The sequence below is a fragment of the Geobacillus sp. BK01 genome (assembly GCF_052220245.1).
GTDB lineage: Bacteria > Bacillota > Bacilli > Bacillales > Anoxybacillaceae > Geobacillus.
Genome location: NZ_JBQPTH010000019.1, coordinates 24,323 through 48,674, shown reverse-complemented (window position 1 = coordinate 48,674; position 24,352 = coordinate 24,323). Strand labels below are relative to the sequence as shown.

Below are 24,352 nucleotides of genomic sequence, written 5' to 3'. Positions count from 1 at the left end.
TTTGCTCTACCTGCCCCTTCCTCTACAAGCTTATTCACGGAAGTCAAGTGCGTCGGGGCAACTCGAAGCCCATTCGACGATGCATCGCTCGTTGCTGAGCGAATGGCTCATGTTTTCAATAACACTCTAAGCATCGCTTTGCTCTACCTGCCCCTTCCTCTGCAAGCTCATTCAAGGAAGTTAAGTGCGTCGGGGCAACTCGTAGCCTATTCGACGATGCATCACTCGTTGCTGAGCGGATGGGTCATCGTGCTATATAGGTGGTGGAGGATGACGGGATCGAACCGCCGACCCCTTGCTTGTAAGGCAAGTGCTCTCCCAGCTGAGCTAATCCTCCACGATGCTGCCTAGCGACGACCTACTCTCGCAGGGGCGTTGGCCCCAACTACCATCGGCGCTGGAGGGCTTAACTTCCGTGTTCGGGATGGGAACGGGTGTTTCCCCTCCGCTATCATCACTAGGCAGTCAATATAACAGACAAATAATATTATAATCGAATATGTTTGTTTGTCAATACTTTTTGAATATCATGATTGACGCATCCGCGTGCTATCATAATATAGCACACTAAAGGAGGTTTGTCAACTTATTTCGTTTTTTGTTTTATTATTAAAAACAACGTCTTACATTTTACATATTCTATGAGTAAAAGTCAATAGTTAAATGAAAATTAGTATCGATGTGCACCGTAAGAAAATGCTAGCGGTGTATGATGCAAATACGATTTGCCGAGACGGTAGTAATGGTCGACGATCTTCCGGTTTAAGTCTTTCCATTTGTCTGGGACAGGTGGCAATCGGTCGGCCTGTTCCTGTTGCCATACTGTCTCTCCTGGAGCGACGAACCGATTATCGGGGATTTTCACGCCGTTGGTTACGGTCGCCCCATGCATGATGACGCAATTTCTGCCGATTATGGCGTCATAAATATTGGCGTGTTGCCCAATGAATGTATTCCGCCCGACGAACAGGGGACCATGCACGGCTGCGTGGTGCAAGACGCTGTTTTCCCCTTCGAGATAAACACCCCATTTTCGGCCTTTCACGTTCACATGTTCGCGGCCGGGATGTACATGCATAAGCACATAATCTTGGATATTCGTATAAGGACCGACATAATACGGATACCCCGAGTCTGCTCGCAACAAATTTTTAAAACCGATAAACACATCATCAGCGATCGTTATATCACCGATAATCATCGAATCGACGCCGATGACCGCTTTGGGACTGATTTTCGGGGCGCTGATCTGTGCGGCCTCGGCCACAGGAGGATTGTGATAGAGGATCGGATAGGAAAGCAACAGAACCGCTCCTTTCACCTTTATGTTTTTTACTTCCGAGTCCTCCGTTAATATATGCAGGTCAACTGTCCAATGATATTGATCTTCTTTCTAGAGGCTGATAAACAACCGACTTTTTTTCTCGAATCGATATCCCTTAACAAATTATCCCCTGCCGTTGTTCGCGGCAGGGGACGATCATTGTTATTTATGGCGCATTTGCGGGAAGAGAAGGACATCGCGAATGGACGGTGAATTGGTCAAAAGCATGACTAACCGGTCGACCCCGATCCCGAGTCCGCCCGTCGGCGGCATGCCGTATTCAAGCGCTTCGAGGAAATCCTCGTCCATTTCGTGCGCTTCGTCGTTTCCTTGTTCGCGCTCCTTCAGCTGCGCCTCAAACCGTTGACGCTGATCGATCGGGTCGTTTAGTTCCGTAAAGGCGTTCGCATGTTCGCGCCCGACGATAAACAGCTCAAACCGGTCGGTAAAGCGCGGGTCGTCTGGGTTTTTCTTGGCTAATGGCGAGATTTCGACCGGGTGGCCGTAAATGAACGTCGGCTGGATTAGTTTATCCTCTACTTTTTGTTCAAAAAACTCGTTGACGATATGGCCGAACGTCATGTGTGGGGCGACTTCAACGCCATGTTCTTTGGCCAACGCCCTCGCTTCCTCATCGGTCATTTGCTGCCAAAAATCGACACCGACGTATTCTTTGATCGCATCCACCATGTGGAACCGCCGCCATTCAGGCGTTAAATCGACGATATGTTCATCATATTGGATTTTCGTTGTGCCAAGCACCTCTGTGGCAATGTGGGCGATCAAGTTTTCCGTTAATTGCATAATATCGCGGAAGTCGGCATACGCCTCATACAACTCGAGCATCGTAAACTCCGGGTTATGGCGGGTGGAGATGCCTTCATTCCGGAAAACACGTCCGATTTCATACACTTTTTCTAAACCGCCGACGATGAGCCGTTTCAAATGCAGCTCAATGGCGATTCGCATGTACAGCGTCATATCAAGTGCATTATGATGCGTAATGAACGGGCGGGCCGCCGCGCCGCCTGCTACGGCGTGCATCATCGGTGTTTCGACTTCCAAGTAGCCATGGCTGTCAAGATAACGGCGCATCGATTGAATAATGAGACTGCGGGTAATGAACGTCTGCTTGCTTTGCGGGTTCATAATTAAGTCAAGATAGCGCTGGCGGTAGCGCTGTTCGACGTCCTTTAAACCGTGGTATTTTTCCGGCAGCGGGCGCAGTGCTTTTGTTAAAAATTCATACGACGATACTTTGATAGAAAGCTCGCCAACTTTTGTTTTGAACATCGTGCCGCGCACGCCGACGATATCACCAAGGTCGGAGATTTTAAACAGCTCGTATTGCTGTTCGCCGACATCGTCTTGACGGACGTAAATTTGGATTTGCCCTGTCACGTCCTGAATGTGGGCAAACCCCGCTTTTCCTTTGCCGCGTTTCGTCATGATGCGGCCGGCGACGGCGACTTCGATTTGTTGCTCTTCGAGTTCCTCTTTTGACAAATCCCCGTACAGTTCAAACAGTTCTTCCGCTTTATGCGTGCGCTCGAACCGTTTGCCGAACGGGTCAACGCCTAGTTCTTCAATTTTGTTCAATTTTTCCCTGCGGACACGCAGTTGGTCGTTCAATTCTTCATGGCTCATGGTTCCTTCACTCCATTTGGCGATTTTTACGAAAAATACTGCCAGCACGAGCTGGCAGTCATCCGCTGTTTACATGTCACACCTTTGCTAGACGGCTTGAGCGTTCGCCGCTCGGCTTTCCGCTTCTTCTGCAACTTGAACCAACAGTGCCGCCAACTCATCCCGCGTCTCGCACTCGTTGATGGCATTGCGGATTTTCGCTGCCCCGCGCACGCCTTTTAAGTACCAAGCGGCGTGCTTGCGCATCTCTTTCACCGCGATGTACTCGCCTTTGAGGGCGATCAGGCGATCCAAGTGCAGCAAGCAGACATCGATTTTCTCCCTCGGGGTCGGTTCAGGAATGAGTTCTCCGGTTTCCAAATAGCGAACTGTGCGGTAAATCATCCACGGGTTGCCGAGCGCCGCCCGCCCGATCATGACGCCGTCAACCCCAGTTTCTTCGAGCATCCGCTTGGCGTCTTGCGGCGTTTTGACATCGCCGTTGCCGATGACTGGGATATTAACCGCTTCTTTCACTTGTTTAATAATGTTCCAATCCGCTTTTCCTTCGTACATTTGCACCCTTGTCCGTCCGTGGACGGCGACGGCTTTGCCACCGGCGCGCTCGACTGCTTGGGCGTTTTCAACGGCGTAAATATGCTGGTCGTCCCAACCGATCCGCATTTTGACCGTAACCGGTTTTTCGACAGCATCGACAATGGCGGCGACGACATCGTAAATTTTGTTCGGGTCAAGAAGCCATTTCGCCCCCGCGTCGCAGTTTGTAATTTTCGGGACTGGGCAGCCCATGTTAATGTCAATAATATCAGCGTTCGTATTTTTATCGACAAACTTCGCTGCCTCGACAAGCGTTTCCTTTTCACCGCCGAAAATTTGCAGGCTGAGCGGCTTTTCCCGTTCATCGATATATAACATATTTAACGTCTTTTCATTGTTATATACGATTCCTTTATCGCTCACCATCTCTGCGCATACAAGCCCGGCGCCGAATTCTTTGACAGTCAAACGAAACGCGGAGTTGCACACCCCCGCCATCGGGGCAAGTACGACGCGATTTTTAATCTCGACATCACCAATGCGAAACATCCAAAACGCCTCCTTTCTAGTTGTTTGATTCCATTTTCGGCGGCGTCAGTTCTTCCACCGATATATTCAACCGTTCGGCGATTTGCCCGACGAGCGAATCGGACGGCATCCGATTCCCCCGTTCAATCTCTCCGAGAATCGATACAGAAATGCCTAACTCCTTGGCAAATCTTTCTTGTGTATATCCTTTCAGCTTTCGAAAAGCGCGAATACGTCTTCCCCATCTTTCTGCTTCCATACACGAACTCCTTCTTTGTCGGGTAGTCGGTCAATGATGTCCGTTAACGGCTCGGAAATGTTCGGTATTGCTAAATGGGAATTGATTTCAAGCAACGGAATGAGAACAAACGCCCGCTCTGTCATGCGTGGATGCGGAATGACAAGTTGCTCTGTTTCAATATTTTCGTGATTATATAGCAAAATGTCAAGGTCTAACGTGCGCGGTCCCCATTTTATTTCCCTTTTCCTTCCAAATCGTTGTTCAATTTGTTGTGTTACGTCAAACAAGGCAAACGATGACAACGTCGTCGTCACTTCGATAACCATGTTTAAAAACTTGTCTTGATGGACGTAGCCGACTGGATCCGTTTCATAGATGGACGAGCTTGATTTTACAGAAATTCCCTCGTGGCGATGGAGGACTTCAATGGCCGAACGCAAATAATAAGCACGATCACCTAAGTTGGAACCTAACGCGATATACGCAATATTCTCCATTTAACGACCCCTACCGATTTCAACGGCAACATGCCCGTAGTGTCCGCGGATTGGTGGATTCGGTTTCGTCACCTTCACGGTACAGCGCTGCACGGCAGGGAAAGCGGCGAGCAGCTCGTCCGCAATCACTTCAGCCACCGCCTCAAGCAACGCAAATGTCCGCTCTTCTACGATCGCCCGACAACGCTCGTACACATCCGCGTAATTAACAGTATGTTCAAGGCTGTCGCTCCGCCCAGCTGGCCGCAAATCCAGCTCTAACGTCACGTCCACCACGAACCGTTGGCCGAGCACATTTTCTTCCGGAATCGCTCCATGATATCCGTAAAATTCCATCTGATGAATATAAATTTTATCGATGGCCGCTCTCCCCTTTCCCGAGCATCGCATCCATCATCTTCGCCATGCGGGCGATCGGCAATACGTCATGGACGCGGACGATATGCGCTCCTTTGGCAATGCCAAGGCAAACCGTCGCCCCCGTTCCTTCGACCCGCTCCTCAACCGGTACATCAAGTACGTGGCCAATAAACCGTTTGCGCGATGTGCCGAGCAAGAGCGGGTAGCCAAGGGCGGCAAACTCATCGAGGCGGCGCATCACTTCCAAATTGTGTTCGAGCGTTTTCGCAAATCCGACACCTGGATCTAAAATAATGTTTTCCTCTTTTACACCTGCTTGTTTGACAATACGAATACTTTCTTCCAAGTCGGCAATCATATCGGAAATGAGGTCGCGATATGCCATATCGTGGCGATTGTGCATTAAAATAATCGGCACCTCGTACGAAGCGGCGACACGGGCCATATCGGGGTCGGCTTTCGCTCCCCAAACGTCGTTGATGATGTGCGCCCCGGCTTCAATGGCTTGCCGTGCCACCTCGGCTTTATACGTGTCGACGGAAATCGGCACATTCACCTCATTGGCAATCGCTTTGACCGCCGGGATGACGCGCCGCAATTCTTCGTCAAGCGGCACTTGTTCCGCTCCTGGGCGAGTCGACTCGCCGCCGACGTCGATGATGTCCGCTCCCTCTGCCACGAGCCGTTTCGCATGCTCGACAGCTCGCTCCACCTCGTAAAACCGACCACCGTCGGAAAAGGAATCAGGCGTGACGTTAACAATCCCCATGATCAATGTTTTTTTGTCTAAATCAAACTCATACCCACGACATTTGAGCACACGTGAACGCGTCAATGTTATCATCATCGGTTCATCCTTTCTGCCAATTCGTTCCTTGTCCATAACGTATCGGTAAAGTAGCGGTAATGGTGTTGTAGCACACAGGTCACTGGGCCGTTTTTTCCAAGGTAAACACGATGGCCGATACGGTGAAGCGGCACAACTTCCTGCAGCGAATTCGTGATAAAGACCTCATCGGCTTCTTGCAAATGGGACAGGGGATACACTCCTTCTTCGACCGGAATATGAAGCTGTTCGAGCAGCGCGATGATGAACTGCCTTGTAATGCCGTTTAATATGCCGACAGACAGCGCTGGAGTGTAGACGACACCGTCTTTTACCCAAAAAATATTGGAAACGATGCCTTCCGCCACTGCCCCTTCATGGTTTAAAAAGATGCCTTCCGCATGGGGGCGATTTCCAAGCTCCCACTTTCCAATTATATTGTTTAAATAATGGTGCGATTTTAACCGTTCGTCTCCCTCAGGGCTGTTCCGCCTTGTTGTTAAAACGATCCCTTCTTTCCCTTCTCGGGGGGCAGACGGCGGCAGCGGCTTCATATAGACGATAACGGTCGGGCGTAAGTACCGTTCCACCGACAAGCCGAGACCTCCAATGCCGGCGGATACATTGAAACGGACGTAGGCGTCATGCAGCCCATTTGCCCTGAGCAGCCGCTCAATGATGTCGACTGCCTCCGCGCGGCCGAACTGTCTGTCGATGCGGAGCCCGGACAACCCGCAGTTTAGCCGCTCTAAATGATCATCAAGCAAAAACGGATGGCCTCCATACGTGCGGAACGTCTCAAACAAGCCGATCCCGTACAAAAAACCGTGGTCAAACGCCGAAAGCCGCGCCTCTTCGTGCGGGACAATCTCCCCATTGACATATACGTACATGCCCGTCACGCCTTTTTGTACGTATCGATAAAGTTTTTCAGCAGCTGCATTCCATGGCTTGTCATAATCGACTCCGGATGAAACTGTACCCCTTCGATCGGCAATGTTTTATGACGGATGGCCATCACTTCGCCTTCATCCGTCCAAGCAGAAACAACAAAACAATCTGGAAGGGTCTCTTTTTCAACGATGAGAGAATGGTAGCGCGTCGCCGTAAACGGGATCGGCACGCCGCGGAAAATCGTTTCCCCGTCATGGTAAACGGATGACGTTTTCCCGTGCATCAGCCTTGGGGCACGGATGACGCGGCCGCCAAACGCCTGGGCGATGGCCTGATGGCCGAGGCAGACACCCAAAATCGGGATTTTGCCAGCAAAGTGGGCGATGGCTTCCAGGCTGACGCCCGCTTCATTCGGCGTGCACGGGCCCGGGGAAATCATAATAAAATCTGGATGAAGCCGCTCAATCTCGGCGACGGTAATTTCATCATTGCGCTTGACAAACAGCTCCTCACCTAGAACTCCTAAATATTGTACTAAATTGTACGTAAAGGAATCATAATTATCAATCATGACGATCATTATTCTCACCTCGTGCTCGAAAATAATGTCTCCGCTTCGCTCAGCTCTTTTGCTCTCCAAAGGGCCGCCGCTTTTTTTAAACACTCGTTGTATTCATGCTCCGGGTTGGAATCAATGACAATACCTGCGCCTGCTTGTACGTGCGCTAGACCGTCTTTGGCGACCATCGTCCGGATGGCGATGTTCAGCTCCATGTTGCCTTGAAAGTCGATCCAGCCGATCGAGCCAGTATACAAGCCGCGGCGGACCGGTTCCAGTTCTTCGATGATTTCCATCGTCCGCACTTTCGGAGCGCCGGTGATCGTCCCGCCTGGAAACATGGCGCGAATGACGGCAAACGCATCGTGTTCTGGCGCCATTGTTCCGGAAACGTGCGACACAATATGCATAACGTGCGAATACCGTTCGACCGTCATCCATTCGTCGACACGGACCGTGCCATACGCACAGACACGCCCGAGGTCATTTCGCTCAAGGTCAACGAGCATGGCGTGCTCGGCCCGCTCTTTTTCGCTGGCCAGCAGTTTGCGGGCGATTTGCCCGTCTTCCGCTTCCGTGCGTCCGCGCGAGCGGGTGCCGGCTATCGGGCGTGTTTCCAGCCGTTCTCCCTGCTTGCGCACAAGCAACTCCGGCGAGCCGCTGACAGCTTGAAATTCCGGGGCGTGCAAATAAGCCATATACGGCGACGGGTTAATGGTGCGCAGCTTCTTATATACGGAAAATGGATGAGCCCGAAGCGGCTGCGACTGGCGCACCGATAAATTAACTTGGAATACATCGCCTTGGGCGATGTAGTGTTGGACGCGCCGAACAGCTTCTATAAACCGCTCTTTTGTCATCGAAACAGACGAGGCATCGGCCGGGGCTACAAGTGGCCAAACGGGCAATTCATTCCGCTCCTCGAGCCACATCCGCTCATATGCCTCAAGCCGCCGGACCGCTTCGGTCTCTTCCTCTTCTCGGGCATGGGCAAGCAAGTGAAGCTGCTGTTTTTCGTGGTCGTAAATCGCCACATCGTCAAACAGCAAAAAATGCATAATAGGCAACTGTAAATCGTCAACAGCCAGCGCCGGAAGCCGTTCAATACAGCGGGCAGCATCATAGCTGATATAACCGATCAGCCCGCCTTGGCACGGCAATGGCTCGCCGTCATCCGGAACAATAAAGCGCGAGAACCATTGTTGCAGCAGTTCGAGCGGCTGCCCGTTAAGCACCGTTTTTTTTCCTCTGTAAACGATGGACAACTGCCGCTCAGTCGCACGGGCGATCCCGCTTGGGATGAGGCCGATGATGCTGTACCTTCCCCCCTGTCCGCTCTCAAGCAGCACGTGATGCGGCCGGCTGTATGCCAGTTGCTCGTACCGGCAAAACCAGTCCCGCCCACTATAACGGATTGTCCGCTTTAGTTGCCTTCGCCGTTGTCCCACCTTGATCAGCCCCTTTACGACGTGCATGGTTATTCTTATTGTACAATGAGTGGGCGCTCATATCACGCATAAAAAAAGTTCGACAGGGTTGCCCCTGTCGAAAAACGTTGCTTAGTCTTCGAATTGGTAAAGCGCCGTGCTCAAATAACGTTCCCCGTTGCTCGGGATGATGGCCAGCACTTTTTTCCCTTTGCCGAGTTCTTTCGCCACTTTTAACGCCGCATGAATGGCGGCACCGGACGAAATGCCGCCGAGAATGCCTTCCTCACGGGCTGCACGGCGGGCTGCCGCAAACGCTTCTTCCGTTGTTACCGTAATGACGCCGTCATAAATGTCTGTATCTAAAATATCCGGAACAAATCCAGCGCCGATTCCTTGGATTTTATGAGGGCCTGGTTTGCCGCCTGACAAGACCGGTGAATCGGCCGGCTCCACAGCGTAAATTTTGATATTCGGATACGCTTCGCGCAACACTTTGCCGGCACCCGTAATCGTTCCGCCCGTGCCGATGCCGGCCACAAACGCGTCAAGTTGGTCCCCCATTTGCTCGACGATTTCTTTCCCCGTCGTCAAACGGTGGATTTCCGGATTTGCCTCGTTTTTAAACTGTTGCGGCATAAAGTAGCCATGCTCGCGAACGAGCTCTTCCGCCTTTTCGATTGCCCCGCGCATCCCTTGAGCACCCGGCGTCAGTACCAACTCTGCTCCGTATGCCCGCAGCAAGTTGCGGCGCTCTAAGCTCATCGTATCCGGCATGACCAATACCGCTTTATATCCTTTCGCCGCTGCGACCATTGCCAACCCGATTCCCGTGTTGCCGCTTGTCGGTTCGACGATCGTGTCGCCCGGTTTTAGTTTCCCTTCTTTTTCCGCTGCTTCAATCATTGCCAACGCAATCCGGTCTTTGACGCTGCTCCCTGGGTTCATGAACTCCAATTTCACATAGACATCGGCGCTGTCTTCATCGACGATGCGGTTTAATTTGACGGCTGGTGTATCGCCGATCAGCTCTGTTACAGAATTGACTGTGCGTGCCATGGTTCCACCCCTAATCCCGATTAATTTTATCGAATTTATCTACAATGTATCAGTTATTGGTGCAATTGTCAATCATTTTCGCGTTTTCACCGTTTTTCGGCAAGTTGCTTCAGCTGTTCCAACTCCTCTTTTGCAAAATGGTACACCTCGTTGCAAAAATGGCAGGAAGCTTCCGCTTGCCCTTCCTGATTGATGATATCTTGGATTTCCTCCGGCCCAAGGCTGACAAGCGCATTGGCGATCCGCTCGCGGGAACAGCGACAGACGAACGACACGGGCATCGTCTCCAACACCCGGACGTCCCCGTCACCCAAAATTTCCTCTAATATTTGCTCGGGGTTGAGCCCGTTTTCAATCATGCGCGACACAGGCGGAATTTGTTTCAACCGCTCTTCAATGCGACTGATCGTGTTTTCTTCCGTCCCGGGCATCAGCTGAATGATAAACCCTCCCGCAGCCCGGATCGTGTAATCGGGGTTGACGAGCACGCCAACACCGACAGATGATGGAATTTGCTCGGATGAGACGAAATAGTACGTAAAATCGTCGCCAAGCTCCCCGGAGATAATCGGTACCTGCCCGGTGAAAAAGTCACGCAGTCCAAGGTCTTTGACGACCGTCAACATCCCGTTTTTGCCCACGGCTCGCGCCACATCAAGCTTCCCATGTTCGTTCAGCTCAAAATGAACATGCGGATTGGTCACATAGCCGCGCACTTCCCCTTTGGCATTGCTGTCGATTAAAATCGTGCCGATCGGCCCACCGCCGTCAATTTTTATTGTTAACGTTTCCTCGCCTTTGAGCATCGCCCCCATCATGACGCCCGCCGTCAGCGCCCGTCCAAGCGCAGCCGATGCGGTCGGCCACGTTTGATGACGGCGCTGCGCTTCCGCCACCGTCTCTGTCGTTCTTGTGGCATACGCCCTCACCTGTCCATCATAGGCGAGCGCTTTCACTAAGTAATCTCCCATGTTCATCAAGCCTTTCATCCTTTTTTCTCGGTGTTTTTCTCATACAACAATTTCAGCCCGGTCAACGTTAAAAACGGATCCACGACATCGATCACGTCCGATTCACTGGCGATGAGCGGTGCAAGGCCGCCGGTCGCGATCACCTTCGGCGGAACTTTGCTTTTCGCCTTCATGCGCGACACGATGCCTTCCACTTGTCCGACATAGCCGTATAAAATGCCGGCTTGCATAGCGCTGACCGTATTTTTGCCAACGATATCGTCCGGGCGGGCGATTTCAATGCGCGGCAATTTTGCCGCCCGGGCGAACAGCGCTTCTGTCGAAATCATAATTCCCGGGGCAATGGCCCCTCCCATATATTGTTTATGTTCGTTAATATAACAATACGTCGTCGCCGTGCCAAAATCGACAATAATGAGCGGGCTGCCGTACAAATGGATGCCCGCGACCGCATTGACAATCCGGTCGGCGCCCACTTCGCGCGGGTTATCGTATTTAATGTCCAGTCCGGTTTTAATGCCCGGTCCGACAATAAGCGGCTTAATATGGAAATATTTTAAACACATGCGTTCAAGGGCAAACATAATCGGCGGCACGACCGAGGAAATGATCATACCGCGGATATCGGAAAACTGTAGGCCGACATGATTCAAAAGCGCTTTAATCGTCATGCCGTATTCGTCTTCCGTTTTCGCCCGGCTCGTCTCGATGCGCCAATGGTACTTTAGTTCATCGCCATCATAAACCCCTAATACGGTATTGGTATTGCCGACGTCCAACACAAAAATCATGGCCTCATTCCCCACTTTTCCTCAATAAATTCCTTTCTTTATCATATCATACCTTATTTTCTTGCGGGGAAAAACCGACGCCCGCCCTGCTCGGAGCCACAGCAAAAAAAGAGGATGTCCCGAACATAGCAGGACACCCTTTGCCATCACCATATTACGCACCGGACGCTTCCATCGGACAGTAGCGGTCTTTTGGTTCAGCCTCGTTACTCCTCTTTCTTTTGAATGTTGACTTTCACATCGCCTTTCTCTTTATCAGCCCCATTATTGTTTCCGTTGCGGTCGAGCGGGAGCGTGCCGTGCTCAAACAAATGTTTAATTTGTTCAGCATCGAGCGTCTCCACTTCCAAAAGTGTCGTAGCAATTAAATCCAATTTATCCCGATACTGCGTTAAAATTTGCTTCGCCTTGTCGTAACACTCTTTGATGATGCGTTGAATCTCCAGGTCAATTTCATAGGCGATTTTATCGCTATAGTTTTGCTCGTTATGCAAGTCGCGGCCTAAAAACACTTGCCCTCCCGGCTGACCGAATTGAAGCGGGCCAAGTTTTTCGCTCATCCCGAATTCCGTCACCATCCGGCGTGCAATGTTCGTCGCTCGCTGAAAATCGTTGTGGGCCCCCGTGCTCACTTCGTTGAACACGATTTCCTCGGCGACGCGCCCGCCGAGCAGGCCTGTAATTTTGTCTTTCAGTTCTGCTTTTGTCATAAAGTACCGATCTTCCTTCGGCAGCATCACCGCATAACCGCCGGCTTGGCCACGCGGGACGATCGTCACCTTATGCACCATTTCCGCGTCGGCAAGCACCATGCCGATGACCGTATGTCCGGCTTCGTGAAACGCAACGATGCGCCGTTCTTTTTCCGAAATGACGCGGCTTTTTTTCGCCGGTCCGGCGATGACGCGATCGGTCGCTTCATCGATATCGCTCATATCGATTTTCTTTTTGTTGCGGCGCGCCGCGACAAGCGCTGCTTCGTTCAACAAGTTTTCCAAATCGGCCCCGGAAAATCCCGGTGTCCGCATGGCGATCGCCTTTAAGTCAATCGATTCATCAAGCGGCTTGTTGCGGGCGTGGACGCGCAACACTGCTTCACGCCCTTTTACGTCCGGACGATCGACAGTGATTTGCCGGTCGAAGCGGCCGGGACGCAACAGCGCTGGGTCTAAAATGTCCGGCCGGTTCGTCGCCGCAATAATGATGATCCCTTCATTCCCGTTAAAGCCGTCCATTTCGACAAGCAGCTGGTTGAGTGTTTGCTCGCGCTCATCGTGGCCGCCGCCAAGGCCGGCGCCGCGCTGGCGGCCGACGGCGTCAATCTCGTCGATGAAAATGATGCACGGTGCGTTCTTTTTCGCTGTTTCAAACAAGTCGCGCACGCGCGACGCACCGACCCCGACGAACATTTCCACGAAATCGGATCCGCTGATCGAGAAAAATGGCACGCCTGCTTCCCCGGCCACTGCACGCGCCAACAGCGTTTTCCCCGTACCCGGCGGTCCGACAAGCAGCACCCCTTTTGGAATGCGGGCGCCAAGTTCGGCGAATTTGCGTGGGTCTTTCAAAAACTCAACAATTTCCACGAGCTCTTCTTTTTCCTCGTCCGCCCCAGCCACATCGCGGAAACGGACTTTCCGCTTGTCATCTGTGTACAGCCGCGCCCGGCTTTTGCCGAAATTCATCACCCGGCTGCCGCCGCCTTGCGCTTGATTCAACAAGAAGAAAAACAAAATAAAAATAATGACAAACGGAATAATGGATGTGAAAAACGTCACCCATCCGCTCGTTTCATCCGCTGGCATTACTTCCACCCGCGTCCGTGCCGCCGCTGCGTCGATACGGTCAAGCACTTTATCACTGTTCATGACATAGGTGGAAAAATATTGCCCTTCATTATATGTTTTCAATTGACCTCTAATTTCATATACGCCGCGCTCCGGCTTAATGGAAAACGACTCAACGTCCCCGTTTTCCAGATGGGTGATAAACGCATCGTACGTCATCGGCTCGGTTCGCTGATTCGTGCCGTTAAAAAAACTGACGACGCCGATTACGACGAGGAAAATCAGCAAATAAAAGATGGTGTTACGGAAAATCCGGTTCATTGCTTGCCTCCTCCCATATGAAACACACTATACTCAATACTATCATAGAAATTTGGCTAAATACAAACAATTCGGCCGCCGCACAGCAACCGCCTTATTTTTTGTACACTTCTGGCTTTAAGACACCGATAAACGGGAGGTTGCGATATTTTTCCGCATAATCGAGACCATAGCCGACGACGAACTCATCTGGAACCGTAAATCCAGTGTAGTCGGCTTGGATATCGGCTTTGCGTCCGGATGGCTTGTCAAGGAGGGTGACGATTTTAATCGAATTCGCTTTCCGGTAACGGAATAAATCGACTAGATAGCTGAGCGTCAGCCCGCTATCAATAATATCTTCAATAATCAAAATGTCGCGGCCTTCGACAGATGTGTTTAAGTCTTTGACAATTTTTACTTCCCCAGACGAAACGGTCGCACTGCCATAGCTCGAAACATCCATAAAATCCATTTCCAAGTATGTATCAATATGTTTCAACAAGTCGGCCATAAACGGCATGGCCCCTTTAAGAACGCCGACGGCGAGCGGAAAACGGCCATCATACTCCTCCGTTAACATGCCGCCTAGCTCTTTTACCTTTGCCTGAATTTCTTCCTCGGTGATTAGCACTTTTTGAATATCGTCTTTCATCCCCATCTTTTTTCCTCCTAGCTGTTCATCGCCTGATAGTGAAGCAAAATATAGCGGGCTTGCCCACGCTCCTTGGCTTCAAAAGCCGATTTTTTCAGTCCGGGCACCCAAAGGATGCGGCCGTCGGCATCTTCTACAATCGGCCAACAGTCCCTTTCTGTCCGCGGAATTTTCGCCTCAATGAAAATTTCCTTAATTTTCTTCGTACCTCCCGTTCCCTTCAAAACCATCCGGTCGCCGGTGCGGCGCGTCCGTACGTGAAGCGGAAGAGAAACCGTAGCGGGGTCAACCACGAACGAATCATTTCCCAACTGCTTTCTCGGATAGTGTTCCCCAAATTCACTCATGATTACGTAACCGTTTGGGAGAGGCAATAGCGCCGGAACCGGCAGCTGCAACCAATAGCCTTGAGCGCAACACTGCAAGCCGAACGTAAACAAACAACGATCATACGAACGAATCACTTTCAACCCTTTCGGTAAATCGAGCATGCCGGAAGGACGGCCGCGTTCGCAAAGCATCAGTATATGACCGATATGCATAGAAGTCAACATCGGCGGAACGCCTCCGTAAAGGCGGAGAAGCAACAGCTGCAACGCCCGGCGCTGCAGCGGCCGCGGCAGCGCCAAAAACGGGGCGATGCGCAGCACGGTATCGCTATTTTGTTTTTCCATTACTTTATTCAGCGCGTCCGTTGCTAATTCCTCCAAAAATTGTTCATCTTCCGCCATTATTTCGCTATATTGTTGAAACCGTTCATGCAAGCGTGGATTTTCCTGTTTCAACAGCGGAACGATATGATGGCGAAATCGGTTGCGCGTATACTCATCTTTCTCATTGCTTGGATCCCGGCGTGGGGTCAGCCCTTCCTTTTCACAGTAGTCCTCGATTTCTGCCCGGCTGACGGCTAAAAACGGGCGAATGAGATAGCTGCCATGAAACGGCCGTTTAACGGGAATGCCGGCATACCCTTTGCTTGTGCTGCCGCGCACAAGCCGCATTAAAATCGTCTCGACTTGATCATCGCCGTGGTGGCCTAAAGCGATGTATTGGGCTTGATGCTTTTTCACCAGTTCGGCAAAAAAGTGATACCGGCAGTTCCGCGCCGCCTCCTGGACACCGAGACCCGTTCGCCGCTGAAAAGCCGGGACGTCGATTTGCACTGCTTCACATAAAATACGGTGCTCAGCGCAAAAATGTTTCACAAATTCCATCTCTTCTTCCGATTCCCGCCCGCGCAACATATGGTCGACATGGGCCGCTACGAGCCGGAGCTTCCACTCATCCCGAAGGGAAGATAAAAGATGCAAAAGAGCGAGCGAATCCGGGCCACCAGAAACGCCGACAACGACCGTCGCTCCTTCTGTAAGCAACTCATGTCTGTCAATAAACGCGCGCACTTTATCAACCATGCTAAAAAACCTCTTTGCCCTCTTTTAGCTTCGTCGATAGCTATTGTACCATAAATTACATCGTTAGTTGCCAATATATATATAAACCGTATGCGCCAAGCAACAAGGCCGCGATCAACATCGTTTCGGCAATGGCGCCCACTTTGCGACGCTTTTTCGTCCGCCGCCCCAATCGACGGTTCGGCGCTGTTGATTTTGTTTCGTTTTTCACGCCTAACCGGCGCGAAGAAGCAGCCAATAAGTCACGGCGCATGTCCGCTGCTTTCGCATATCGGCCGTCGAGCGCTTTTTGTAAAACATCCTTATACGGGGCTAAACAGCGGTCCGCCTCGATAATGCCCAACAGTTGCGCCCGCCCGTCGCCTTTTTTCTCGAGACGCCCCGGATAACAGGACGCAATCATCACCATCGCCGCTGAAAACAAGTCATACGACGGCTCCGCTTTGCGCGACCCAAGCCCCCAATAGCCGCGGTCATACAGCTCGGTAAACTCTTTAACCGCCCTTCCTTGCAACGTCGTTCCCCCTACATCCAACAGCCGGACGGACGGTGGTGATCCGGTGACGATTAAATTATCCGGTTTTAAATCGCCAAACACCCATCCCTCCCCATGCAGCCGCTCGAGCACGGACAACAACTGCACGAGCAATACCGGCGCCCACTCTTTCCCGCGGCGGCGGACAAAGGTAGTGAAGTTTTCCCCTTCAATATACTCCATGACATAAAACGGGACCGTTTCTCGCCCGAACGGGCTTCGCCAGTCATCCGCTTCTAGCAAAGAAGGCCCGAGGGCGACCCCCTGGACCTTAGAAAAACGGCGCAATATGTTCATTTCCGAGGCCAATGACGCATAATCGTCGCTCAGTTTGACAGCGACGCGTTGGCGGCCGCTCTCTGCCAAGTAAACGACGCCGTTCGCTCCGCTGCCGAGCTGCCGCAACAGTCGATACGAACGGCCATTCCATTTACCGGTAACGACCGTGCCGGGTGGAAGATTACAAAGACGATTCTTCGACGTATGGCTCATCGCCATCGCCAATCCAGCTCCTTAGCGACCGTTTGCGGCCGAAATAGGCGATCGCTTCGCGCAGAGCCGGCCCTGTCGGCGTCAGTCCGCCTGACGCCAATTTCGGAAAGACAGTGGACAGCTCTTCAATTTTCGGCGTCCAGTCCATCATTTTCTCAGCGCAATTCCGTTTGCCCGGGAAGATGAACACGGAAAAACGATTTTCGCCCATGCGTGCATTTAAACTGAGCGATAAATCGACGAGCGCCTCTTTGACCGTTGGCAATTTCGTCTTCATGCTCCCGCTTGTATCGATTAAAATAAGCACGTCGAGCGCAGCCGTTTCCCCGAGCTCATCGACGACTTCCATCACTTCGCCGCGCTTGTCCGGCGGCAAATCTTCAAGCGAAACGTCCGAACCAAAGATTTGTTTCAACTCGCGGTTCACGAGCCCTTGCAATGTTTGTGTCATCGCCTGGCGCGTCACCATCTGCACCGTCTGCGACAGCTGCTTCGCGTACACGACTTGGCTCATGCCGCCGCCGGCAGCCGCAATCGCTTCAATTTCCCGCTGTCCATTTTCGTCGATCGTATCTTTGTCCAACACGCCGATCACGTTCACCGTAATGCCTTGTTCGCGCGCCAATGCCGCCATCGCAGCCGGGTCCTCGCCATGATTCGAGCAGCCGTCCGTAATCAACAAAATTTGCCGCAACGTTCCCTTCCGCATGTTCGTTCCCCTCCTTGGCGAATAGTATTACCATCATCGCCGTAGGGGAACGTTTTTATACGCGCATTACTGCGCCTTTTTCATATACATATACGCGGGAATCGTCGCCCATTTTGGCGTGTTGTGCCGCACTTTGGCGACAACGACCGTCATATCGTCTTCAATTTCCCCACCGCACTGACGGATCACTTCTTCCATGATCACATCGGCGACTTCTTGCGGGTCGGTCGTTTTCAACTCTTGAATTTTCCGTTTCATCCAAGCGTCATGGTTCTCCACATTCATCGGCCCCTCAAACACCCCATCGCTCATCATAATAAGCAAGTCGCCCGATTTCAACTGTTCGCTAACCACATCGAATTCAACTTCCTTAATAATGCCCATCGGCAAATTGCTTGCCTCCACTTTCATCACCTTGTCGCCGCGCTTAATGAAGCTTGGCGTCGACCCGATTTTCAAAAACTTCGTCGCCGCGTTTTGCAAATCGATGATCGCCAAATCAAGCGTCGCATACATATCTTCCGTCGTCCGCAACGCCAAAATGGAATTGATGGATTTAATGGCGATCGATTCATCCATTCCTGTTTGCAAGATTTTTTGCAGCAAATGCAACGTCTCACGGCTTTCGTCATGCGCCCGCTCCCCGTTGCCCATGCCGTCGCTGATGGCGACCGCATATTTGCCGGTGCCAAGCTCAATCGTTGCATAGCTGTCACCGGAAATGAGTCCGCCCCCTTTGGCCGCGAACGCCACACCCGTCTCGACGACAAACGCTTTCGTCGAACCGAAGGCAACACGGCAATACCCATTCGGGTAAGCAGCACATTCCTCCCGCTTGACGACAATCGTCTCTCCTAAAATGTCCGACAGCATCGGCGCGATCAGTTTTTCACACTCACCGCGCCCCTCGCAGTAAGGAATGCTCATTTCAATATCGATACTTCCTTTTTCTAAACTGTAAATATCGACATGTCCGATTTCGATGCCAAACTCTTGCAAGGCATGGTAAATTTGTTCTTCTTGAAAATAATGGTTTTCGCGCTCCTTCTGAATCTCCTTCGCAAAATCGTCCATGACTTGTGAAACTCCCAACAACTGCTCGGCAACGAGCTTCCGGCTTTCGTAAACTTGCCGTTTAAGCTTGCGGTTGGCCTGATAAGTCACCATCTCTTTTTCAACTGCATCAACAACTTTGCCGGCTTTGACGCAATACCGCTCCCATTCGCGCAACAGCTGATGGTTTTGCGTCAACGTTTTTTCGTCCGCCTCATGCATCATTTGCTTCATATACGCATAAGTTGTACTAAAGTTGGCCGCCCAACATTGCGCTTTCTTAAAGCACGTTTGGCACGTCTTTTCGGTAATATCGCCGAGAAAATAATCCACCTCCCGCTCGCGGTATTCGTCGGCATCCGACAGCGGCTCAGGCAAAAAGCTTTCCGCCAGCGCTTGAAAGACGTTCGAAAATTGTGAGACACGCTGTGCCGTCACATCGCGGATTTTGCGGACGTATTGCTGTTGTTCATTGATGTATTCAGCCGTACCAGGAATATGTTTCGCAATTTTCTCTGTCAACGAACGGGCGGTAAACAAAAACAGCACAACAGCGATGCCTGATTCAAGCAGCGTCGGCACGAGCTCGGCTTTTCCGTCCCCGTACAAGCCCATCAACAACGTCGCGACAATGAGCCCAAACGCCACCCCGAGCTTTCGCCCTTCTTTCAGCAGCCCACCGAGCAGTCCGGCAAAAGCAAGCAAGCTCATTTCTGACAAGTTGCCGACGTTCGCCAAGCTTAAAACGAGCCCGGTGACGACTCCAACGGTCGAACCGGTTGCCGCCCCGGCTACAAACGCAAACAATAAAACGAGATAGCGCGACATGACATGTTCGAGCGATAAGCCGTACGCCGACCAACCGATCATCCCGGTCAGCATCGAAGCCAACAAAATAATCAATGAAATGATTTCTTCCGCCCGCAGCGCATGTTTATGCTTCCTTACCGTCAACAGCGGAATACTTTGCATAAAAATCAATGTCAGCACGAGCGACAGCCCGGCCTCCACAACCGCCATGGCCGTCCCATACGCCGTTCGCTCCCCAATCCAGTAATAGGAGATCAGCCATTTCGTTGCCAACGAAACTACAAAAACGACGAACGGCACGATTTTCAATGATTCGCTAATCACTTTCCGCACCCATCCATAAATAAAGAGGAAACCAAAAATGGAAACACCGACAAACAGCACGGTATCAAACGACAGCGTCAAAGCGCCAGCCAGCAGCGAAACTAAAGCGAAGGCCGCCTTGTCACGGCGCAACATATAGACGGAAACGAAAAACGGCAGCGCAAACGGGGTCAATTTCGCCAAAATTAACGCCCGGCCAAGCAAAAAGCCGACAAGAAGAAGCAAAAATCCTTGATGAACGAACAGATGGCCAAGGCGCAGCTTCACATGGCGCATCCAACGCGATACGGTCGCTTGTGTGTCATGAATCGGCACTCCCGAAATGCGGCGCACTGTCCCTCTTTCTACTCTTTCCATTCCCCGATCCTCTCCTTTGCTTTTCTATTACCCCCTATTATATATTTAAAATTGTCAGAAATTTGTCAAAATGACGGAGCGAAATGAAAAATCGTTCGACGTTTTCTCCCATGATGCGCCGGCAGTATACTTGTTCCGACAGAAGCAGACGAAAAGAAAAAACGAGCATGTCGCTCAATGGCACATGCTCGTTTGCGATGACCCGTACGGGATTCGAACCCGTGTTACCGCCGTGAAAGGGCGGTGTCTTAACCACTTGACCAACGGGCCATATAGTATTTGAGTGGCGGTGGAGGGGATCGAACCCCCGACCTCACGGGTATGAACCGTACGCTCTAGCCAGCTGAGCTACACCGCCGTGTGGCAACAGTTAATATCATAATAGAGGGGATGCCGATTGTCAATATACAAGGCGAAAAAATGCACAAGGAAAATGTACCCTTCACTTTTGCCGTTGAAACAAAGAAGCATCCATAACAATGGATGCTTGTGATCCCCCTTATTCATCCTCTTTCCGACATGTATTCAGCAGCAAGTTACCCGCGTCTCGCTCCACGACCTCCCCGCTTCGATTCCGTATGGCGGCGCAACGACGCCAGTCGGTCCTCGCTTTCTTTGAGGAAACGGCTAATTTTTTGTTCTAAACTGTCAGCCGCAGAACGGTCGTGCGCCCGGTGGCGCGGCCGCTGTGAAGAAGGCGTATCTTTTGCTTTGCGAATGGACAGGCCGATTTTTCCGTCTTGACCGACGTTGATCACCTTGACATATACCATGTCGCCGACTTTCAAATGATCGTTAATGTCCTTGACATAGTTATCGGCTACTTCGCTAATATGAACGAGCCCTGTCACACCCTCCGGCAGCTCTACAAACGCCCCGAATTTCGTAATACCTGTGACTTTGCCTTGTAACTTGCTGCCTACTTCAATCGACATAAAAAAAGTGCTCCTCCTTAAAACGCTTTAAAGATGGTGTTGCTTCCATTATAGCGAATAAAAAAAATAAGTGTCAATATGACGGATGCCCGTATTGAACGGGCATCGGCAGGTAAAATGTCACTTTTCTGGCAAGACAAAAATAATTTCCCCGTCTTTCGATAAATAATATTTTTTTCGCGCCAGTTCAGCGATGTAATGATCATCATGCAATTTTTCGATTTCTTCTTTGAGTTGCTTTTCCTGCCGTTCGAGCTTCGTAAGCTGCTCTTGTAGCCGTTGTTTTTCCGCCGTTTTTACATCGATCTTCTTCTCCTGCAGGTGCAACGTGTAGATGAGGGCGGAGGAGAGCACCATAAACAGCGAAGCCCAAAAGGCCAAGCGGACGGCTACAACCCGCCGCCTTCTCGATGCCTTCCGCTTTTTTTCTTCCTGCTCTGATACATAGGTAGACTGCAGTTTCGTCACGTTCGTTTTCCGGGGCACGTTCATGCATTTGCACCTCTTTTACTTCCGCCATTTCGCAAGCCATATGCCTATTTTCTCTTTTGTATTCTTGATTTGTCCAGCAAATCCTTTTAAACGGCGAAAAAATTTTTCCAACCAGATTCGACGGTGCAGCGGCACCCGTCGCCAAATGGCCGTGCCCGTCCAACGCAGCGGAGCCACCAAAACAAGGAGCGTTTTCCAAACAACAAGCAACAGAAACCGGGTCGTCCACACGACAAGTCTCCACATAAACAAAAGAAGCGCCAGCGCCATTTGCCCAAGGAGGACGAGAGGGCGGAGCACCATATAACGGAACAGCTGAGCAAACGCCTGTCCGAGCCGCACCGCCAGCCAAATGAGCCATTCCAGCACCCGGACGTACAGCGGACGGAGCAAACTTTGATAGGCGGCATAACCGCATAAAAGCGCCAAAAAAAGATAAAAGCGAAGCTCGCCATGATTGACGAGCAACAGTACATAAAAAACAAAAAGCGCCTGCACTGCCCAAAATAACACGTCGTTTACAAAGACGAGCCAGTGTGCCCGTTCTTCCCGTTTTAAAAACCGGTTGTACGTATCAAGCGCCATGCCAAGCCAGCCTCCCATGCCAATCATCGTCAGCATGGTGAAAAGCTGCGTCGTGATGCTCATTTGAACAACTTGCTAAAGAACCCTTTAGCTTTCTCCTGATGGTCATCTAAATAAACGAGATCGAAAATGCGCCCTTTAATTGAAACGACACCTTTATCAACATCTAAGTTTTTCATTTGCAAGTTTTGCCCGCGGATCGCCAAAAAGCCCATGACCGTCTCAAGCAAAAACTCCTCGTTGTCAAAGCTTTCGACTTGTTTAACCCCGGTAATGTCAAGGAGGCGTCGGCCGCGCATGATCACGTCGTGTTCTTGGACCGGACCTTTGTTCGCATTCCCGCTAAACTCCTCGTGTCGATTCATGTTCATCCCCCGCATTTCAATTTAGAATGAAAAGCGGCAAAGCCAACCGCTTTTTTCTCATCCGCTGTTTGTACCATATGTATGTCAGCGGGGGATGGTTTAGAACAAGCCTACAGGACAAATTAGACGCCGTCTGGCCCGGGCGCAGGGGCGGTCCGTTCTTCACGGATCAGCTCGTACAGTCCGGCCGCCTCTTCTTTTTTTGTCGTTTCTTTTAAATCAGTCACTTTTACCGTTACCCGTTTTTGCCCGAACTGAATCATCAGTTCATCACCGATTTTCACATCGGAACTCGCTTTGGCGACATGGCCGTTGATCCATACCCGGCCTTGATCCGCAACTTCTTTCGCCAACGTGCGGCGTTTAATGAGCCGGGATACTTTCAAAAACTTATCAAGACGCATGTTCATCCCCCCTACCGTCCGTTTTCTTTTGCTTCTTCCCAAAAGCGGTCAAGCTCGGCGAGCGAAAATGAGGTGATCGGCCGACCGCTTTTTCGCACTTGTTCTTCAATGTAGGCAAAGCGGCGGGCAAATTTGTCGTTTGCCATTTGCAGCGCTTCCTCTGGTTGGATGCCGTAATACCGGGCGAGGTTAATGAGCGCAAATAATACATCGCCAAATTCACCGACAAGTTCCGCATGACGGCCGCCGGACGTTTCCGCCCGAAACTCAGCCATTTCTTCCTCGACTTTTTGCCAAATAGGCGCTACATCATCCCAGTCAAAGCCGACTTTCGCCGCTTTTTTCTGCAGCTCGTACGCCCGCATCGTCCCCGGCAAACTTTTTGGGATGCCGGCTAGAATCGATTCCGGCTGTTCGCCTCCTTTTTCTTCCTCCTTAATTTTTTCCCAGTTCACGGTCACTTGTTCGGCCGTCTCGGCTGTTACATTGCCAAATACGTGCGGATGGCGACGAATCATTTTTGCTGTCAACGTGCGGATGACATCATCGATCGAAAACAGCCCGGAATCGGCGCCGATTTGGGCGTGCAACATCACTTGCAACAACACATCGCCCAACTCTTCGACCATATGGTCATCGTCGTTCTCGTCGATCGCTTCGAGCAATTCATACGCCTCTTCAAGCAAATACCGCTTCAGCGATGCATGTGTCTGCTTCCGATCCCACGGACAGCCGTCCGGTCCTCGCAGTGTCGCGATGACGCGGCGCAGTGTCTCAAACCGGTGGTAAAGAAGCGGCTCGTCTTTGACCGGCGGCACATAGACGCTTGTTAAGTTGCCAAGCGCCGTCTGACGGTCCAATTCATAGAGCGGCACTTGCTTCACTTGTTCGCTCTTCGTCCCGGCCGCGGTCACAATATAGACCGGATAGTCATCCGGAAGCTGTTCCATCAGCGACAGTTTCACATTCGAGGCGATGAACGGGTCGTACACTTGGCAAAAGACCGCATGCAGCGATGGAGACCATTCATCCCCTTGGAAAGCGGTCGCATCCAACAGCTGAAACCCCTCGATTGGATCAATGCGCACCGCTGTAAACAGCGCATCTAAAAAGCTTTGTCCGCCCTCGATGACCACCCGGCAGTCGCCGCGCCGCTCTGCTTCCAACAGAAGCTGCACCGTCTGTTCGGCGACGAGCGGGTGGCCGGGAACAGCGTAAAACACATCGCCGCGTTTTGCCTGCTCGATGAGGGTGCGGGCAATTTCTTCGTATACATCGGCAAATTGCTCATGTTTTTCGTAAACATCATCAAACGCCGTAAACGCGATTCCCTCTTCCTCAAGCCCCTTCACTGCCGGATGTTCTTTCGTCCGCAAAAAGAGCGGATGCGCCCGCTTTAGCTTTCGATACACCCCGACCGGCAGCTGTTCGAAATCTCCGGCGCCAAGACCGAAAATATAAATGGTATTCATCGCC

Annotated in this window: 24 protein-coding genes, 3 tRNA genes, 1 rRNA gene and 1 pseudogene; all 29 read right to left on the bottom strand. The window is 51.4% G+C overall.

Annotation, left to right across the window (positions count from 1 at the left end; translation table 11 throughout):
* Positions 1–261: 261 nt before the first annotated feature.
* A tRNA-Val gene (locus ACTVDO_RS14590) sits at positions 262–337 on the bottom strand.
* Between the two features lie 8 nt (positions 338–345).
* Positions 346–462: ribosomal RNA gene (gene rrf, locus ACTVDO_RS14585) — 5S ribosomal RNA — on the bottom strand.
* Between the two features lie 208 nt (positions 463–670).
* The gene (locus ACTVDO_RS14580; protein ID WP_277392224.1) at positions 671–1,303 is read right to left on the bottom strand and encodes a carbonate dehydratase; all 633 of its coding nucleotides are present in this window, start codon (positions 1,301–1,303) and stop codon (positions 671–673) included.
* A gap of 183 nt (positions 1,304–1,486) precedes the next feature.
* Complete coding sequence (gene lysS, locus ACTVDO_RS14575) at positions 1,487–2,971, bottom strand: lysine--tRNA ligase (RefSeq protein WP_442901760.1); 1,485 nt, start codon at positions 2,969–2,971, stop codon at positions 1,487–1,489.
* Positions 2,972–3,058: 87 nt separating this feature from the next.
* On the bottom strand, positions 3,059–4,057 hold the full coding sequence (dusB, locus tag ACTVDO_RS14570; RefSeq protein WP_020958327.1) for a tRNA dihydrouridine synthase DusB: 999 nt from the start codon (positions 4,055–4,057) through the stop codon (positions 3,059–3,061).
* A gap of 16 nt (positions 4,058–4,073) precedes the next feature.
* Positions 4,074–4,295, bottom strand: coding sequence for a helix-turn-helix domain-containing protein (locus tag ACTVDO_RS14565; protein ID WP_023817411.1), 222 nt, complete (start codon positions 4,293–4,295; stop codon positions 4,074–4,076).
* Positions 4,247–4,774 (bottom strand): 2-amino-4-hydroxy-6-hydroxymethyldihydropteridine diphosphokinase, encoded by a 528-nt coding sequence (folK, locus tag ACTVDO_RS14560; RefSeq protein WP_442901759.1) that lies wholly within the window; start codon positions 4,772–4,774, stop codon positions 4,247–4,249. The genes ACTVDO_RS14565 and folK overlap by 49 nt, the downstream gene beginning before the upstream one ends.
* On the bottom strand, positions 4,775–5,164 hold the full coding sequence (gene folB / locus ACTVDO_RS14555; protein ID WP_442901758.1) for a dihydroneopterin aldolase: 390 nt from the start codon (positions 5,162–5,164) through the stop codon (positions 4,775–4,777). It abuts the gene before it with no gap.
* Entirely contained in the window at positions 5,127–5,981 is an 855-nt protein-coding gene (folP, locus tag ACTVDO_RS14550) for a dihydropteroate synthase (protein WP_041267716.1), read from the bottom strand. The genes folB and folP overlap by 38 nt, the downstream gene beginning before the upstream one ends.
* Positions 5,978–6,853 (bottom strand): aminodeoxychorismate lyase, encoded by an 876-nt coding sequence (pabC, locus tag ACTVDO_RS14545; RefSeq protein WP_442901757.1) that lies wholly within the window; start codon positions 6,851–6,853, stop codon positions 5,978–5,980. The genes folP and pabC overlap by 4 nt, the downstream gene beginning before the upstream one ends.
* Before the next feature lie 5 nt (positions 6,854–6,858).
* Entirely contained in the window at positions 6,859–7,434 is a 576-nt protein-coding gene (gene pabA, locus ACTVDO_RS14540) for an aminodeoxychorismate/anthranilate synthase component II (protein WP_020958321.1), read from the bottom strand.
* Positions 7,435–7,439: 5 nt separating this feature from the next.
* Entirely contained in the window at positions 7,440–8,861 is a 1,422-nt protein-coding gene (pabB, locus tag ACTVDO_RS14535; RefSeq protein WP_020958320.1) for an aminodeoxychorismate synthase component I, read from the bottom strand.
* Between the two features lie 111 nt (positions 8,862–8,972).
* A complete protein-coding gene (gene cysK, locus ACTVDO_RS14530; protein ID WP_020958319.1) occupies positions 8,973–9,899 on the bottom strand; it encodes a cysteine synthase A in 927 nt (308 codons plus the stop codon).
* A gap of 86 nt (positions 9,900–9,985) precedes the next feature.
* Positions 9,986–10,870: an Hsp33 family molecular chaperone HslO gene (gene hslO, locus ACTVDO_RS14525; RefSeq protein ID WP_041267812.1), complete on the bottom strand. Its 885-nt coding sequence runs from the start codon at positions 10,868–10,870 to the stop codon at positions 9,986–9,988.
* 14 nt (positions 10,871–10,884) lie between these two features.
* The gene (locus tag ACTVDO_RS14520) at positions 10,885–11,661 is read right to left on the bottom strand and encodes a type III pantothenate kinase (RefSeq protein WP_020958317.1); all 777 of its coding nucleotides are present in this window, start codon (positions 11,659–11,661) and stop codon (positions 10,885–10,887) included.
* A gap of 206 nt (positions 11,662–11,867) precedes the next feature.
* Positions 11,868–13,769, bottom strand: coding sequence for an ATP-dependent zinc metalloprotease FtsH (ftsH, locus tag ACTVDO_RS14515; RefSeq protein WP_442901756.1), 1,902 nt, complete (start codon positions 13,767–13,769; stop codon positions 11,868–11,870).
* Positions 13,770–13,863: 94 nt separating this feature from the next.
* Complete coding sequence (hpt, locus tag ACTVDO_RS14510) at positions 13,864–14,409, bottom strand: hypoxanthine phosphoribosyltransferase (RefSeq protein ID WP_020958315.1); 546 nt, start codon at positions 14,407–14,409, stop codon at positions 13,864–13,866.
* Between the two features lie 11 nt (positions 14,410–14,420).
* Positions 14,421–15,815 carry a tRNA lysidine(34) synthetase TilS gene (gene tilS / locus ACTVDO_RS14505; RefSeq protein WP_442901755.1) on the bottom strand — a complete coding sequence of 465 codons (1,395 nt, stop codon included), beginning with the start codon at positions 15,813–15,815 and terminating at the stop codon, positions 14,421–14,423.
* Between the two features lie 55 nt (positions 15,816–15,870).
* Complete coding sequence (locus ACTVDO_RS14500) at positions 15,871–16,848, bottom strand: protein kinase domain-containing protein (RefSeq protein WP_442901754.1); 978 nt, start codon at positions 16,846–16,848, stop codon at positions 15,871–15,873.
* A pseudogene (locus ACTVDO_RS14495) lies at positions 16,811–17,575 on the bottom strand (VWA domain-containing protein); the annotation flags it as partial. The pseudogene ACTVDO_RS14495 and the gene ACTVDO_RS14500, both read right to left, overlap by 38 nt.
* A gap of 42 nt (positions 17,576–17,617) precedes the next feature.
* Complete coding sequence (gene spoIIE, locus ACTVDO_RS14490) at positions 17,618–20,095, bottom strand: stage II sporulation protein E (protein ID WP_020958311.1); 2,478 nt, start codon at positions 20,093–20,095, stop codon at positions 17,618–17,620.
* Positions 20,096–20,293: 198 nt separating this feature from the next.
* A tRNA-Glu gene (locus ACTVDO_RS14485) sits at positions 20,294–20,365 on the bottom strand.
* Between the two features lie 14 nt (positions 20,366–20,379).
* Positions 20,380–20,453, bottom strand: a tRNA-Met gene (locus ACTVDO_RS14480).
* Positions 20,454–20,631: 178 nt separating this feature from the next.
* Positions 20,632–21,030, bottom strand: a complete 399-nt coding sequence (locus ACTVDO_RS14475; RefSeq protein ID WP_008881703.1) for a S1 domain-containing RNA-binding protein — start codon at positions 21,028–21,030, stop codon at positions 20,632–20,634.
* A 120-nt stretch (positions 21,031–21,150) separates the two neighbouring features.
* On the bottom strand, positions 21,151–21,522 hold the full coding sequence (locus tag ACTVDO_RS14470) for an FtsB family cell division protein (RefSeq protein ID WP_020958309.1): 372 nt from the start codon (positions 21,520–21,522) through the stop codon (positions 21,151–21,153).
* 15 nt (positions 21,523–21,537) lie between these two features.
* Entirely contained in the window at positions 21,538–22,170 is a 633-nt protein-coding gene (yabQ, locus tag ACTVDO_RS14465; protein ID WP_020958308.1) for a spore cortex biosynthesis protein YabQ, read from the bottom strand.
* Positions 22,167–22,472, bottom strand: a complete 306-nt coding sequence (yabP, locus tag ACTVDO_RS14460; RefSeq protein ID WP_020958307.1) for a sporulation protein YabP — start codon at positions 22,470–22,472, stop codon at positions 22,167–22,169. The genes yabQ and yabP overlap by 4 nt, the downstream gene beginning before the upstream one ends.
* A 122-nt stretch (positions 22,473–22,594) precedes the next feature.
* On the bottom strand, positions 22,595–22,876 hold the full coding sequence (locus tag ACTVDO_RS14455) for an RNA-binding S4 domain-containing protein (RefSeq protein ID WP_020958306.1): 282 nt from the start codon (positions 22,874–22,876) through the stop codon (positions 22,595–22,597).
* Between the two features lie 11 nt (positions 22,877–22,887).
* Positions 22,888–24,348, bottom strand: coding sequence for a nucleoside triphosphate pyrophosphohydrolase (mazG, locus tag ACTVDO_RS14450; protein WP_020958305.1), 1,461 nt, complete (start codon positions 24,346–24,348; stop codon positions 22,888–22,890).
* Positions 24,349–24,352: the final 4 nt, after the last annotated feature.

What these genes read in the sequence shown, in the direction of transcription:
- dusB (WP_020958327.1), bottom strand. Translation starts at nt 4,057, where the DNA reads ATGTTTCGCATTGGTGATGTCGAGATTAAAAATCGCGTCGTACTTGCC.
- ACTVDO_RS14475 (WP_008881703.1), bottom strand. Translation starts at nt 21,030, where the DNA reads ATGTCGATTGAAGTAGGCAGCAAGTTACAAGGCAAAGTCACAGGTATT.
- folK (WP_442901759.1), bottom strand. Translation starts at nt 4,774, where the DNA reads ATGGAGAATATTGCGTATATCGCGTTAGGTTCCAACTTAGGTGATCGT.
- pabA (WP_020958321.1), bottom strand. Translation starts at nt 7,434, where the DNA reads ATGATCGTCATGATTGATAATTATGATTCCTTTACGTACAATTTAGTA.
- cysK (WP_020958319.1), bottom strand. Translation starts at nt 9,899, where the DNA reads ATGGCACGCACAGTCAATTCTGTAACAGAGCTGATCGGCGATACACCA.
- hpt (WP_020958315.1), bottom strand. Translation starts at nt 14,409, where the DNA reads ATGGGGATGAAAGACGATATTCAAAAAGTGCTAATCACCGAGGAAGAA.
- ACTVDO_RS14520 (WP_020958317.1), bottom strand. Translation starts at nt 11,661, where the DNA reads ATGATTTTTGTGTTGGACGTCGGCAATACCAATACCGTATTAGGGGTT.
- ACTVDO_RS14565 (WP_023817411.1), bottom strand. Translation starts at nt 4,295, where the DNA reads ATGGAAGCAGAAAGATGGGGAAGACGTATTCGCGCTTTTCGAAAGCTG.
- yabP (WP_020958307.1), bottom strand. Translation starts at nt 22,472, where the DNA reads ATGAATCGACACGAGGAGTTTAGCGGGAATGCGAACAAAGGTCCGGTC.
- spoIIE (WP_020958311.1), bottom strand. Translation starts at nt 20,095, where the DNA reads ATGGAAAGAGTAGAAAGAGGGACAGTGCGCCGCATTTCGGGAGTGCCG.
- tilS (WP_442901755.1), bottom strand. Translation starts at nt 15,815, where the DNA reads ATGGTTGATAAAGTGCGCGCGTTTATTGACAGACATGAGTTGCTTACA.
- hslO (WP_041267812.1), bottom strand. Translation starts at nt 10,870, where the DNA reads ATGGGAGATTACTTAGTGAAAGCGCTCGCCTATGATGGACAGGTGAGG.
- ACTVDO_RS14455 (WP_020958306.1), bottom strand. Translation starts at nt 22,876, where the DNA reads ATGCGTCTTGATAAGTTTTTGAAAGTATCCCGGCTCATTAAACGCCGC.
- ACTVDO_RS14470 (WP_020958309.1), bottom strand. Translation starts at nt 21,522, where the DNA reads ATGAACGTGCCCCGGAAAACGAACGTGACGAAACTGCAGTCTACCTAT.
- folB (WP_442901758.1), bottom strand. Translation starts at nt 5,164, where the DNA reads ATGCGATGCTCGGGAAAGGGGAGAGCGGCCATCGATAAAATTTATATT.
- lysS (WP_442901760.1), bottom strand. Translation starts at nt 2,971, where the DNA reads ATGAGCCATGAAGAATTGAACGACCAACTGCGTGTCCGCAGGGAAAAA.
- pabC (WP_442901757.1), bottom strand. Translation starts at nt 6,853, where the DNA reads ATGTACGTATATGTCAATGGGGAGATTGTCCCGCACGAAGAGGCGCGG.
- ACTVDO_RS14500 (WP_442901754.1), bottom strand. Translation starts at nt 16,848, where the DNA reads ATGGCGATGAGCCATACGTCGAAGAATCGTCTTTGTAATCTTCCACCC.
- mazG (WP_020958305.1), bottom strand. Translation starts at nt 24,348, where the DNA reads ATGAATACCATTTATATTTTCGGTCTTGGCGCCGGAGATTTCGAACAG.
- ftsH (WP_442901756.1), bottom strand. Translation starts at nt 13,769, where the DNA reads ATGAACCGGATTTTCCGTAACACCATCTTTTATTTGCTGATTTTCCTC.
- folP (WP_041267716.1), bottom strand. Translation starts at nt 5,981, where the DNA reads ATGATGATAACATTGACGCGTTCACGTGTGCTCAAATGTCGTGGGTAT.
- yabQ (WP_020958308.1), bottom strand. Translation starts at nt 22,170, where the DNA reads ATGAGCATCACGACGCAGCTTTTCACCATGCTGACGATGATTGGCATG.